12 protein-coding genes are annotated in these 14,625 nt (G+C 34.3%); 3 read left to right on the forward strand and 9 right to left on the reverse strand.

Going from position 1 to position 14,625, the window contains the following annotated elements; all coding sequences use genetic code 11:
- Positions 1–171: 171 nt before the first annotated feature.
- Positions 172–726: a helix-turn-helix domain-containing protein gene (locus tag AC1RNE_RS17810; protein WP_492802730.1), complete on the reverse strand. Its 555-nt coding sequence runs from the start codon at positions 724–726 to the stop codon at positions 172–174.
- 665 nt (positions 727–1,391) lie between these two features.
- On the opposite strand from AC1RNE_RS17810, the gene AC1RNE_RS17815 reads away from it, so the two are divergent.
- The 3 genes from AC1RNE_RS17815 to AC1RNE_RS17825 all read left to right on the forward strand — a co-directional run bounded on the left by AC1RNE_RS17815 (position 1,392) and on the right by AC1RNE_RS17825 (position 5,982).
- Positions 1,392–3,590: a histidine kinase gene (locus AC1RNE_RS17815; protein ID WP_492802732.1), complete on the forward strand. Its 2,199-nt coding sequence runs from the start codon at positions 1,392–1,394 to the stop codon at positions 3,588–3,590.
- Positions 3,591–3,740: 150 nt separating this feature from the next.
- Complete coding sequence (locus AC1RNE_RS17820; RefSeq protein WP_492802734.1) at positions 3,741–4,502, forward strand: LytR/AlgR family response regulator transcription factor; 762 nt, start codon at positions 3,741–3,743, stop codon at positions 4,500–4,502.
- A 604-nt stretch (positions 4,503–5,106) separates the two neighbouring features.
- Entirely contained in the window at positions 5,107–5,982 is an 876-nt protein-coding gene (locus AC1RNE_RS17825) for a phage exclusion protein Lit family protein (protein WP_492802736.1), read from the forward strand.
- Between the two features lie 144 nt (positions 5,983–6,126).
- On the opposite strand, the gene AC1RNE_RS17830 is transcribed toward AC1RNE_RS17825, so the two are convergent.
- From AC1RNE_RS17830 to fumC, 8 genes are all read right to left on the reverse strand, one after another.
- Complete coding sequence (locus AC1RNE_RS17830) at positions 6,127–6,459, reverse strand: TIR domain-containing protein (RefSeq protein WP_492802738.1); 333 nt, start codon at positions 6,457–6,459, stop codon at positions 6,127–6,129.
- Positions 6,460–6,643: 184 nt separating this feature from the next.
- Complete coding sequence (locus AC1RNE_RS17835; RefSeq protein ID WP_492802740.1) at positions 6,644–6,943, reverse strand: hypothetical protein; 300 nt, start codon at positions 6,941–6,943, stop codon at positions 6,644–6,646.
- 153 nt (positions 6,944–7,096) lie between these two features.
- On the reverse strand, positions 7,097–8,023 hold the full coding sequence (locus AC1RNE_RS17840; RefSeq protein ID WP_492802742.1) for a hypothetical protein: 927 nt from the start codon (positions 8,021–8,023) through the stop codon (positions 7,097–7,099).
- Between the two features lie 327 nt (positions 8,024–8,350).
- On the reverse strand, positions 8,351–9,013 hold the full coding sequence (locus AC1RNE_RS17845) for a hypothetical protein (protein WP_492802744.1): 663 nt from the start codon (positions 9,011–9,013) through the stop codon (positions 8,351–8,353).
- Positions 9,014–9,310: 297 nt separating this feature from the next.
- Positions 9,311–11,080 (reverse strand): serine hydrolase domain-containing protein, encoded by a 1,770-nt coding sequence (locus tag AC1RNE_RS17850; RefSeq protein ID WP_492802745.1) that lies wholly within the window; start codon positions 11,078–11,080, stop codon positions 9,311–9,313.
- 299 nt (positions 11,081–11,379) lie between these two features.
- Positions 11,380–11,910 (reverse strand): transposase, encoded by a 531-nt coding sequence (locus AC1RNE_RS17855; RefSeq protein ID WP_492802746.1) that lies wholly within the window; start codon positions 11,908–11,910, stop codon positions 11,380–11,382.
- A gap of 85 nt (positions 11,911–11,995) precedes the next feature.
- Entirely contained in the window at positions 11,996–12,733 is a 738-nt protein-coding gene (locus tag AC1RNE_RS17860; RefSeq protein WP_492802748.1) for a trypsin-like serine protease, read from the reverse strand.
- Positions 12,734–12,914: 181 nt separating this feature from the next.
- The gene (fumC, locus tag AC1RNE_RS17865) at positions 12,915–14,318 is read right to left on the reverse strand and encodes a class II fumarate hydratase (RefSeq protein ID WP_492802749.1); all 1,404 of its coding nucleotides are present in this window, start codon (positions 14,316–14,318) and stop codon (positions 12,915–12,917) included.
- Between the last annotated feature and the right edge of the window lie 307 nt (positions 14,319–14,625).

The following is a 14,625-nucleotide window of genomic DNA, read 5'->3' on the forward strand; positions in this document are numbered from 1 at the left end:
ATTGATTTAAAAATGTTAATATTTTAATGATATGGTTTATGTATTATGATGCTGAAAAACAATTTATCTGTCCCTATATCCCTTCCCTAGCGAGGGACTTAAGTCCCTCGCTAGGGATAAGAGATGTTGGTAATTATCTTCTTAAAAATGCCAATAAACTAACGTAAATGTCTATACGAATACATCCAAATAATGTACCTCATCTGTAATAGGCATAATGCCATGTTTTTGCAGACAGTTGAAATATAGGCTATCTCCCGCTTTGAGGTGATAGTCGATTTCGCCTACCGTCATTTTCATTTCGCCACTGATGATATAAATAAACTCCTCGCCCTCGTGGTGCAATAGGTGGGGTTTTACTTCCCCTTTTCTAGCCACAAACAGCATAGGCTGCATTTTCTTCTGGTGATATTCCTGTCCGAAAGGATAAAAGAAATAGCCCTTATCGGTTTGTCTGAGGTTATCCTCTGCCTTTTGTTTGGTCGTAAGGATGGCATTCAAAAACGCCTCCGTTTCTAGCAGACTGGAAATATTAGTCCCCAATGTATTAGCAATTTTAATAAGCGCCGCCACCGAAGGAATCGTTTTATTGTTCTCGATTTTCGAGATCATGCTTTTAGACAATTCGCTTCCATCCGCTACCTCTTGCAAGGTTCTTTTTTGGTTAGTTCTTAATATCCGAATGCGGTCTCCGATATTAATATTATTGGGTTCATCTGCCGCCATATTTTCAATGTTGAATACTTTGTTTTATAATGTTTACCTTTATTCAACAAAGTTGAATGCAAATGTAAGCGTTATAATTGATTTTGCAAGTTGTTTGTAGAATATTTGAGAAGAAGATAATTTGTGCTTTGCCCTTTTCTCTTAGCGTGTGACTTAAGTCCTACTGATTACCCTCATCTTTTAAAAAGTTGAAATGTAAATGTTATTATTGATAAAATTAGCTTAAATGTACATAAATAGTCTTTAAAACCAAGCGTTGAAGCCCTCATCTCTAGCGAGGGACTTAAGTCCCTCGCTAGAGATGAGTATCTGATTATTAATAATTTACAAACTTATGGGTAATCAGTAGGACTCAAGTCACACGCTAATAGAAAAGGGAAGAACAATAATTTTTTTATCCTCCCAAAAACATTTTCTATCCCCCAAAAACTTCAATCTATCGGAAAGCATTTCTAAAAATGGTAGTTCAGTAGTTGTTTTGAATCAGCAATTAAGCAAAAGCTTTTGGAATTATTGGTTAGCCATCAACAAAAAAGGAAAAATAATCGATTATTGATAGCCGATTTCTGACGACTGACAGCCAATAGCTGAAATCTAATCAAAACAATTCATTAAATTTAAACTTGCATCATAATTAATCGTTAGGTGCTTTTATTTCTTAGAAAATGAACTATAAACCGATTATTACGAAAACATACGAAGTTGAAGCAATCAAACATCTTCACCTCAAAACATTCTCTGGAGATATAGAGCTGGTTGGTCATGATGAAAATACCATTAAGGTAGAAGTATATGCTACCGTACGTAGTTTGTTTACTTTTTTCCTCATCAAAGACCCTCTGCTTACTTTCGATTACGATGCCCAAGACCTTACGATGAACGTGGTAGACGACACGCTCTTTATTTATAATAAGCCCAATTATCTAAACATTTATAACTGGTTTAATTTCCAGAAGACCTCCTTCAGGATTTATTTGCCCACTAACATCAATTCAACCACTAAAACCTATGGCGGAACTATTGCCCTCAAAAAACTAGAAGGCAATCATGGTTTTTCTACATGGGGAGGAAGCATTTTGGTAGAACAAACCTTGGGTAATATTGAAGGCTCTACCATGGGGGGAAAAATAGATTTATTAAGATGCCAAGGCAACGTAAATGCTACTACTATGGGTGGAAATATCTTTGTAGCAGGCAACCAAGCAGATATAAAAGTGGATACCAAAGGAGGCAATATCTATGTACAAAACCACGAAGGAACGATACATTGTTCAAGCTGGGGAGGCAATATTGAAGCCTTTAATGTGTCAGGAGGGTTTGAATGTAATACGGCAGGAGGGAATATCAACCTAAAAAATGTAAATGGAAATATCGGGGCAAGTACCAAGGGCGGAAATATTCGTGCAGAAGTAAATGCCATTAATCAATACGCTTGGTTTGATACGGCAGGCGGAAATATAAAAGTATCGTTACCGCTTGAACATCCCTTAGATTTAGAGGCCTCGGCATCACGGGTACGTTTGCCTCCGCTTCAAAACTTTTCGGGCTATCAAACCAAACAGAATATTCGGGGTAAACTCAATGGCGGAGGTGCCAACGTAACCATCAAGACATTGGCAGGTAATATCACCATTTTTAATGCTGATTTCGCTAAGGATACGTTCAAGCCAAATACTCCACCAAAGGCACAGAATAATCCGAAAATAGAAGAGCCTCCCAAATTCACTGAAAAAAAAACTCCTGAGCAATTTCAGGAGAGACCTATAAATACCGCTGAACCCTTTACTGAATCTAAGCCTTTTTCAGATACCGAAAATGCGGTTCATTTGAAGCCAAACTATAATATTTATTTTAATGTGGTATTTTGTTTGCTGGTGGGTTATGCCGTTACTTGTGTGATATTTTTCACGGTAGCCACCAGCAATCTACCCTTAGATTTTTCGGATATTTATCAGGATGTTTTTTATTTAACCCTTATGAGTTCCGTAGCCGCAATAGCGGCTATTTATGTTTTTCTGAATTTTATTGAAAGCCGAATCCCACCTATCGACCTCATAAAATTTATGCCCTTAATGGGTTGTGCTTTGCTGTTTGGCAATCTCTTTCATTCAGCCCTTAGTTCGCATAATGCAGCAGGGAGCCTCTGGGCGTTTGATATGCCAGCGGCCATTTACTTTTACTTTGTTTTGCCCGTGATTATCAGTTGGTCTTATCTTTTTTATTGGCTCAAAACGCGCAGTATTACCCGCAAGATTTCTGAACAAGAATACCAATTGTTGAATCTGGAAAAACTAAAATCAAAGGCACAGCTAGATGCCCTAGAGGCTAGAATCAACCCGCATTTTTTGTATAATTCGCTAAACAGTATAGCGGGATTAATCCATGACAAACCCGATAAAGCGGAGGAAATGACGATTCAATTATCAAAACTATTCAGATACACGACGGGACGCACTGAGGAAAGTTTTCATACGTTTGCAGATGAATTGGAAATCATCAAAGCCTACCTGACCATCGAGGAAGTACGGTTTGGACATAGACTAACCTATACGATTGATTGTGATGAAAGTATTTTAGATGAAAAAATCCCTAGATTTTTATTACAGCCTTTGGTTGAAAATGCGATTAAACACGGTATCTCCAAAATAGCCAGTGATGGTTTGATAAAGGTAAACATTACAGTGCAAGAAGGAAATATACTGATAAAAATTCATGACAACGGTCCAGATTTTGGGGAGTCGTTCGGGGGAGGTTTTGGACTGAGGAGTATTAAGGAAAAACTAAAAATTGTATACGGAAATAAGGCAACCATTGACATAAAAAATCAGCCTGAGAAGGCGGTCAGTATTTTAATTATAAAGTGATTAGTGATTGGTAATTAGTGATTAGAAGTGCTTGTGTTTGCCTAAAAGGCTGACATAAATTTTAATTATTGATTATATTTATGAAAGCTGAAAAGCAATATTGCTCTAAAACCAATCACCAATTACTAATTACCAATCACTTACAAAAACATGCAATTCAAAACCATACTCATAGACGACGAACCGATTTCAATCAGTCGCATGCGACGATTATTGAATGATTATAACGATACTTTTGACATCATTGGTGAAGCCCTAAACGGACAAGAAGGCTTAGAAATCATTGAAGATTTAAAGCCAGATTTGATTTTTCTAGACATTGAAATGCCCATCCTTTCAGGGTTCGAGATGTTAGCAAAATTGACCTATATGCCGATAGTAGTTTTTGTAACTGCCTTCGACCAATTCGCTATTAAAGCGTTTGAAGAAAATTCGGTTGATTATCTACTGAAACCCATCGAAAAATCAAGGCTTGATAGAACGGTTCAGAAATTACAAAAACTGACAGCAAACCAATCGGTAAAACTATCGTCTGAGAGTCTCCAGACTATCTCAGAATTGATAAAACCTAAAAGGGAAATACATTCTATCTCCGTAAAAAATGGCGACAAGATTTTAATCATCGCCTTCCATGAAATCTCCCATTTTCAAGCAGATGAAAAATATGTGTTTCTAAACACAGTTGAAGGAAAACAATACATCACTAATCACACGATTGTAAACCTAACCGAAAAACTACCTGATAGCTTTATCAGAATCAGTCGCTCGTGCATTGTAAATGCTACCAGAATCAAAGAACTAGAAAAACATTTCAACGGGAAATACTTGGTAGTAATGCAAGACCAAAAACGAAGTAAATTAGAAACAGGCATTTCGTTTCATGATAATTTGAAGCGGTTGATGGAGATATAGGGGGGAGGCATTTGGACTTCGGTCGTCGGGTTTTTGATTTGAAACTGATGACTTCCCATGCTTTACGAAGTCTTAGACTTCGTAATAACAATAAACATGAGTCATCCCAAATTTTTCTAAAATTGTGCGTTTTGGAGACAATTTGAGAGGTTTTCTACTTATATTATTATCTAGTCCTTACTTTTCTTGTCTTGAAACAAGAAAAGTAACAAAAGAAATTCAAGAATTCCTAAACTCGCTACCGCTCAAACAGTAGGAATTCATTGCCCATCAATCATAAAAAAACGGTCGGAAAACTGATTTCGACCGCTTTTTTATGATTTTAAAATTCGGGATGACTCATGTTTATTGGAGCTTCCAAGTTTAGAAACTTGGAAGAGCTTGGGGACTTTAAGTTGTTTTGATAGTAAATAAATTGTTTGGCAAGCCATGAATATATTATTAGATTTACTTTCGATACGGATAATTAACAACTTTGTAAAAGTTGTTAATTATATCAAACTAATATTAAGTTTTCCAAAGACTTAATATTAATACGGGCATCTGTATTGAGTTTATTTAGTAATTATTTTATATGTATTTATAACTTTTCATTCAAAGGACAATGCCACATCTACCAATCCATATACTTAAATATAATATTCTAGAATATTTTCAAAAAGCCTATCCTGAACATATTTCTCATTTAGAAGTAGAAATCTATCGACAAAATGGAATTAATAGTCGTATAGTATATGATGATAGAAAAATACCAATAGGAACAATCGCAGAAATAAGTGAGGATCATCAAATCACAATTTATGAAAATTTCATGGCATATTTATGGAGTTTATGCTATGCTGTAGTTGTGTTCTACAATGAAAAAAATGAGGAAGAAAATGAAGAAAAAATAAAGGAAGCTGTTTTAGTGTTAGAATATGGTTATTTATTAAAAGAACAATGGCTTGAATGGCCAAATGATTTGCCAAACCCAGTAAACTGGGCAAACAAATATGTTGAAAATGCTAATGCTCTTATGGTAATGGCAATGAGCTATATACTTGCCCATGAGTACGGACATTATTTTTTAGGACATGACTTATCAGGGACAAATGTTTCGAAAGAAGAGATGATTGAAGAAGAATTTTCAGCCGATAACTATGCATTTGATGTTCTTACTTCAGGACACCAGAAGGATTATGTTGCTCTAAATAATTCTATTAATGTTAGTATTTTGCTAGGTTTAGGGTCAATATTATTACTTGATAAATCATGGGATGGAGGAGATATACATCCTGATATTAACAAAAGATTAAAGTCAATGTTAGAAAAATTAGAGGAAATAAATAATGGTAATGAAGAATATTGGATGTGGGGGCAAGTCATACTTCAGTTATGGAGTATAGCTTTTCTAAAAAAAAGTTATGATATGCCAAAAAGTAATTCAATTAAAGCTGATTATGAAGCTCTTGAATCTCTTCTAAGAAACCAACAATATTAAACATATTTATTCCTACGCTTAGCGTAATGTTAGACTACTTCGCTAAGCGTGGGTCTTTTTTACATTTTTTGCAATTTAATATTTCACTATACTCTGACGTAATGAAATACAACGCTAAGCCTGTGCGTTGATAATTGGTTCTTATTAAGAATATTTTTCAATTCTGTTTCCTATTTCTTGTTCTGTTAAATCATCAATTTCTGTGATGGTAAGTTCTACTATAGGTATACTCAATTTACTTGCAGTATCCAACTCAAACTTTACCCATTCTGAATTTAAAATACTTTGTGATTTAATTAATATCAATAAATTGGTTGATTTTAATTCTTCAATAACTCTACTTTGCTTATCATTAGAATTATTGTCTATGAGGTCAATAAACACTTTACCAAATAAATTTATTTTATTTGATAAATTCTCTAATGTTTCTATTGTTACTTCATTGTTACGTGTGGTATAACTTACAAATATGTTCATATTATTATCTCTGCTAAATATAAAATATATGCAATTGTATTAAGTACTACTACTAGCATATAAATTCTTACAGAATGATTTGTAATAGAACGCGTTATTCTATCTGTACTTGTTCTATTATTTTCCAATGTAAAGTCGTCATTTTTTTTATCTGTTAAAATTAGCATTTCTCTATTTCTTGTTTTTATTTGACTAAAATGTTTATCCATTTTTCTCTCAATTTTTCTTGATAGAAATATGTAAAGCTATCTAAAAACCAAAATGTCATCGCAATTAAATAAATTGTAATGAACAAAGAGGTATCAAGTTTATCGCCAGCCAATTTTATAAGTGAAGGAACAGCAATCCCTATTAAAACAAATAATAGCTTTTCTAATTCTAAACTTGTAGTCGAAAAATTTAAGGTTGCAGTATGTAACTGGTCAATTATTTTCCAATCAATTTCATCTTCCAGAGATTTTTTATATTCTTTATTATTAGCCATTGTCTCTTGTTTTGATTAAATTATAGATTTATAATTAATGGTTTTTGAGTTGAAGATATAACGGATTTTTATACTAAATTGTAGAAGAGGTGGCTTTGATATTGTCACATCAATTTATAGGCTATCATTTTAGTAAATTTCAAGTTTTGTACTTTAGCTTTGTTCACCTATTGATAACATTTTCATACCCCCAAATTCAGATAAGAGTTTTTTGTTTTCGATTTTATTACTTTCTAGAACAATTTGTTTTGGTAATACTTTCATACCAATTAAATCGTCCGTTCTTGTTTTAATCATATATATATACTCTAAGCCTTCTTCTTTTGTCAAGATACCTTCGTCAACTTTCTTTTGAATCTCAGTACGTATTGTCAAACTATCTAAAAGAGCTTGGCTTTTTTGTTTTTGTTTATAAAACTGAAAATTTGTAACGAAATCCCATACTTCTTTAAAGATAAGAAATAGTGATTTCGCTGTTTCAATTCCTGATTTGATACCAATATTAGAATCGCTTCCACTATCTAATAAAATTATTTCAGATTTTTGATCTTTTTCATTGACTATTTTACTAATAGTTTCAATTAATTCATTAAGAGCGGTAAATATTTTAATATATTGTTGAGTTTCTAATCCTTCTTCTTCAATTATGATTTGAAAAATAACTACTCCATTATCAACTTCATTAGTTAAGCTTTCGGTTATTGTCTTACTTTGTAATATATTTTTTGTTAGGTTTGAAGTTTTTATTAAAGTATTGTGAAAATTGTATAGAGCAATAGCCTTTGAGTTTATCATAATATGTTCAGCAGTACTAACTCGTAATATTTTTGTTAGATTTGAAAGATTATCTTCTTCAAAAATATTTTGTGCATCCAGAGTTGTAAGAATCTCCGAAAAACGAATATCGTTCTTCATTTGGTCGTAATTACTTTTAGACATAAAAAGAAAGGGAGTGATTAAATCATAATTGTATGAATTTCCAGGATTTTTAAATCCATTCATAAACAGATTCACAATGTCATCCGATTTAAATTTCTCAACTATTATTTCAAGGTTTTTAACGAAGTCAATTTTTTGCATAAAGTTCTATTATTGATTATATGTTTTTTAAATTACTCTATTTTAGAGTATGTTATTCTTACCTCACTAATATTCGAGAATTTTATAGCACTTTATGGACATATTATTTTTGTAATAGCATAATAACAACTAAACTCCTCCATAAATTATCATTTTTCTCCACAATTCCCAAGTTAATAACTAATTTCTAAAAACTTATTATACGGTATGTTGTCTTATGATAAAAGATTTAGCGGTTATCGTTTGAAAGAATACAAATAAAAAAAACGGGCAACTCCAAAGTCCACCGCTAAATCTTCTGCCATTAAGTATTTACAAAAAAAACTTTCACATAGCTCTTATCCCTAGCTTTTTAGTTTCCCTAATAGCATATACGATAAAGCCTATCTGCAATAAAATGCCTAATGCCGAGGGTGCAATCTGGCTAAAGGGTTGGTAATCTATAAAAACTGTTCCTGTAAAAGCAGCTAACAAAGCAGTAAATGCGCCAATCATTTTGTAAATATGCTCGTAGAGCCAAAGGTTTTTGTATTGGCGTGCTGGAATTAGATAACGAAGGAAATCGTAAGAAACTAAAAATATTAAAGCACCAACCGTACTGTAAATGATAATAGGCGACCATATCATCCCAATAGATTTGAAATAATATAAAAAATAAGCAACCGTCATTAGCGAAAGAAGAGCAACGGCCACATCTAGCAATTTGGGTTGGTTAGCCTTTGTCTGTAATGTTCTATATCCCGAAAAACCCTGATAGGCACTCAGTACCGTTATCACCAACAAAAATGTATTTCTGCCAAATACAAAAACACCAATTAATCCCGTAAAAACCACTACCGTTAACAATATAAGAAAGAGTTTACCAATCTTTTTGTGTTTCAAACCACCTTTGGCTGTCAGTAAAGCAAATAGCCCCAATAATAAGGCGACTGCTCCCGCAGTAATATGTATAATAATGTTTAAGGTGTGCAAAATATCGGGCTTATGCATGATTTGGTTTATAAGTTTAGTGTGATTAGAGTGAGCTGTGTATGCTTTTAGGATTTAGAATAAAGTACACATGATAAATATGGGAATTATTTGTTGAAGTCTTTGTATGATGTTTGTTATTAAATTTGTGACTATAAATTAAGAGAGCTTTGACAACTTTTTAAAAAGTTGTCAAAGCTCAAAATCTAATTCAAACTCATGGCATGACTTTAAAGTATCTTGATAATAATCAACTTATCTGTCAGTCATGCCATGAGTATACATGCGGTAGGATTTATCAGCAAAACCACACTTTTATCATGCCCAAGTAATCACTGGAATAAATCCGAAATATAATAGATAAACTGACGCAAGGATATGCAGAAAAGTAAGCAAACAAATTGGGTAATAAATCATTTTATAAGGACTCAGCTTGCTTGATTTGTAAATAATAAAACCTGAAACTACAGCACCCACCACAAAAAGGATTGAACAACTCATTAGTACAATCGAAAGAAATGTAGGTTTGGAAAATAGTAAATCGATATTGTCAATCCTCCAAAAAGGTAATGCAAAAGTTAGTATTATCAGTAAACTTGAGATGATAGGCAACAAACTTATTCGCATTGATGCTTTGTATTTTCTTTTGTTAATTGCGTATAAAATAACTAGGATGAAAAAAATACTGAATGTGGTAATAATCATCACTACCCAAAGCCCAAATAAAGCTAACTGACCGAATACTCTGAACGTTGAAATTGGCTTTAGCACTGAATCCTCTGTATACAATACTTCGCCTTCATTGGAATCTACTGCTTTTACTAAACCAATTTTTCTGGTTGAACTATGGGTAAATTGAGTAGGGGAGATAGGATGATAAGTAGTTATTGCTCCAGGAATTAGCCATGACTTGAAAACCTTATTGTCATGGATTGCTATTTTTGCAATGCCAGCAAAAAGTGCGTCCTGATAAAATAATTTTTGATTTCGTGGATTGATGGCAAGATAATAACCTTCATTGATAGCTATCTGACCTGTGTAAGTGGGTGCATGTTGTTCAGCAATCGAAAGCGTTTCTACTTCATAATCACGGATTAAAGCTATAATTTGTTGCATAGCCTGTGCATTATTGGCATTCAATAATATTACATGCCCAATGCCATGTTCGGGTAGATAGGCCAGTTGTGAAAGTCCACCATCCATAGCCCCATCATGACCATGATAAGTTAAACCATTATAGATACTCGTAAAGTTACCAAGCCCATACCCCAAAGCTAGTCCTGCTTCAGCACCAGGAGTACTTTTGGGCAGTTCCATGCTATTAATAGACTCTTTTTTAAATAGCATAAGAGAGTCGACTTTTCCTCGATTTAATAACAACTTTAGTAATTGAGCCATATCTTTTGGCGAGGCATTTAATCCACCAGCAGGGCGATACAACTCATTCTTATAATCTACTTTTTTCATAGCCCAATTATAAGTTTTAGCACTCCATTGTTTATATAATGAATCATTGAAAAAAGTGGTATGCTCCATTCTCAGTGGTTTCAAAATAGCTTCAGTGATATATTTTTCGTGCAGCATTCCACTGATTTTTTCAACAATATAGGCCATTACTGCATATCCTGAATTACAATAAGACATTCTTGAACCAGGTGCCCATCTTGATTTTCTCGAATGTGGATGAAAAGCCAAGGCAGTTTTTAAAGCGATAGGTCGAGCTTCATTATGAACCATTTCTACTAAATGCATTTCATCCCAACCAGTAGTATGTTCAAGCAAATGAACTATTCGAACTGGATGAGTTTTTTCCCAAGGGTTATCAAACTTAACCTCTGGTATTATGTCTCTAATTGGATTTTCAAGCGATAATTTACCTTCTTCTTGTAGTTTAAGAACGGCCAATGCTATAAACATTTTTGAAATAGAGGCAGTCCTGAAGATGGTGTTTTGAGATATGTTATTGTTACTAACAGATTTATTTTCACCCATGGTGAAAATCATGTCGGGTTTTTCTTTGCGAATAAATGCTAATCCAACACATAGTCCATTGTAGTTTTTGACAACCTTCTCAATGTCTTTTTTCAATTGATAGAATCTAGGTTCCTGAACAGATGGTTTTGGAGAATTGCTGAAACTATTAAAGGAAAAAATTAACATAAGGAGTCCAGAAAGGAATATGTTATAATATTTATTCAGCATAGCGTTCTGATTTTGAAGTTTTTTTATATTCTGACTAATAAATTAATTCAAACTCATGGCATGACTGACAGATGATTTGTTTATTATCAAATTAATTTAAAGTCATGCCATAGTATAGACGCCTAAGGACTTCGCCATTGTTCGTGTCACCACGAACAATTTTCTCGTTAAGTTACTAATCTGAATTACTCTTGCCAATGGCTTAATATTCCAAATTCATCTATCGTATGTTCATAAAATTTGGCTGAGGAATATCTATAGTTTTCAGGTAAATCAGCTAAACTCCATTTTTCAACGATAGGGTTATTGTGGATATAGTCAATTTTTTGTTGCCAAACAGTTGGTGAATACAAAGCAATTGGAAGACTATTTCTTTGCCAAAAATGATATTTACGATTGGCAGATTCTACTTCAAAATAGGATAAGACTTTCGGATGATTTAATGATAAATCTTCTAAAAACCTGTGTCCTGTATATTTCATAAAACTAGCATTTGGCATCTCTTTCCCATTTTTAGCTAACATTGTCCAAATTAGATGGATGTGATTTGGCATAATAACAAATGCAAATACTTTAATTTTTTGTTGAGCTACTAAATACCGTAAGCTGCTGATAATAATATCCTTATACTTATCAGGCTTTAATAATTTTTGCCAATTTAAAATGGTGGCGGTGTAAAAATATGGGACACCTATTTGCATACTCGAATATTGCATAACTAATTGAGTTTTGTAAATTTTCTTAGAGTTGTTCGTGGAGACACGAACAACGGCGAACCATTCACTATTTACTACTTAACAATTACTTCCCTTGATACTTCTTGATAAAAGTAATAAGTCCATCTAATGCACAAGGAGAAAAATATCTTTTGTTAGAATCTGGGTCAACCGTCCCATTAGATACAATGCCAACCACGTAGCCTTGCTCGTCTACTAAAGGTGCACCGCTTAATCCTCCAAATTTTTCTGGGACAATAATGTCCTTAAGCAGTATACGATTATTAAGTGTTTTGAAATATTCAAATTCATACACTCTTTGTTTGCCTGTTTCCATTTTTCTGGTCCAGCCAATTACATAAAGCTTTTCTCCCTGAACAAGTGGCGTAGTTCTTACTTCTAATACTTTCGTTTTGGATAAATTTGATTTGATAGAAAAAAGTAGCCAGTCTTCATTGAGTGATGCTTTATCTGACAATGACTCGTCTTTACTTTCATTCAATAGCGCATCAGTATTCACAAACTCATTGGGTTGGTCTAAAGGAAATAGTGACCAGCTTTTTATGAAGTTTCCTAAAGAAAGGGTTTTCATTTCATCTGGCTTGATGATTTGTAATACGTGTTTAGCGGTAACGGCAAAAGTCTCGTTATTGTATTTTAATAGAAAACCACAACTGAATTTTGGCTGGTCGTATTTTGGATTGTAAAACGCTATTTTGTTGAGTAGCGCTGTTTGGTCGAAAATCTTGGTAGATGTTGTTTCTTGGCTAAAGCAAGCATTGGTAAAGAGAATAATGCAGGCAAATAAGTATCTTAGATTCATGTTATTTTGTTAGAGAGATGTTAGATTACAAAGTATAAATTTAATGCTAAATTTTATGCTTCCCATTAAAATATTTATATGAGGTAACTCAATAAAACCAACAAAGTCCATCATTAAGACGGACTTTGTTAAAAAATAGCACAGCTTATTACTTACAGCCTAAAGCCTACAGCCAAAAAAACTATACATTAATATCACCAACCATTTCTTCTGGTTTCACCCAAGCATCAAATTCTTCTGCTGTTAAGTAACCTAAAGCAATAGCAGTTTCCTTTAAAGTTGAGCCATTTTTATGAGCCGTCTGAGCAATCTCAGCCGATTTATAATAACCAATCTTAGTGTTCAAAGCCGTTACCAACATCAACGAGTTGTTTACGTGTTTTTTGATGTTTTCGTGTAGTGGCTGGATGCCTTCTGCACATTTATCATTAAAGGCCACACAAACATCGCCAATCAAACGAGCAGAGTGTAGGAAGTTGAAAATCATAACAGGTTTGAAAACGTTCAATTCAAAATGACCCATCGAACCGCCAATACCGATTGCTACGTCGTTACCCATTACCTGTGCCGACACCATTGTCATCGCTTCGCACTGTGTTGGGTTAACTTTTCCTGGCATGATAGATGAACCTGGCTCGTTATCTGGAATATAGATTTCTCCAATACCCGAACGTGGACCCGACGAAAGCATACGAACATCATTACCGATTTTCATTAAGCTAACCGCTACTGTTTTCAACGCTCCGTGAGCCTCCACGATAGCATCGTGTGCAGCCAAGGCTTCAAATTTATTTTCAGCTGTAATAAATGGTAAGCCCGTTAGGTCAGCAATGTGTTTTGCTACGTTTTCAGAATATCCTTTTGGCGTATTGATACCCGTACCTACGGCAGTACCGCCCAAGGCTAACTCAGAAAGGTGAGCTAACGTATTGTTGATTGCACGCAAACCGTGGTCAAGCTGAGAAACATAACCCGAGAATTCTTGTCCTAAAGTCAAAGGCGTAGCATCCATAAAGTGGGTACGACCAATCTTTACTACATCCTTAAATTCTTTTGCTTTAGCATCTAGCGTATTACGCAATTTGGTGATGCCCGGAATAGTTACTTCTACCAAAATCTTGTATGCCGCAATGTGCATCGCCGTTGGAAAAGTATCGTTAGACGACTGCGATTTGTTTACATCATCGTTCGGGTGAATGTATTTTGTTTCATCCAACAAATCTCCACCGTTAATTACGTGGGCTCTGTAAGCAACAACTTCGTTACAGTTCATATTCGACTGTGTTCCCGAACCAGTTTGCCAAACTACCAAAGGAAATTGGTCGTCCAACTTGCCTTCCAAGATTTCATCACATACTTGTCCGATAAGGTTTTTCTTATCTTCTGCCAATACACCAGCCTCGAAATTGGTGATAGCTGCCGCTTTTTTCAAATAGGCAAACGCACGGATAATTTCTTTTGGCATCTTGTTGATGTCTTGAGCAATAGGAAAGTTCATGATTGAACGTTGCGTTTGAGCTCCCCAGTAAACATTGGCAGGCACTTGTACCTTACCCATCGTGTCTTTTTCTATTCTGTATTCCATTTCTACCTTTTGAAAATATGAGAATTAGCGAATAAGCTTGCTTGTTTCCAACAAGATTACTCCTGATTAAACTTGACTGCAAAGGTAGAAATGAAAAGGAAACGTAGGATGTTTTTTTGATTTTTTTGTGGTAAATATATGTTGGCTATCGGTTGTGGGGTATCGGTCGTCAGCTTTATCGGGTATAAGGTCATTGGCTTTCAGTCATCGGGTATCAGCTTTCGGTGTATTAGTCATGGCATGACTCAAAGTCATGCCATGAGTTGTCAAAGTAACCAAACTCAATAACAGAAAGCTAGGCAGTATC

Source organism: Arcicella sp. GW822-FHT02H01, assembly GCF_058802005.1.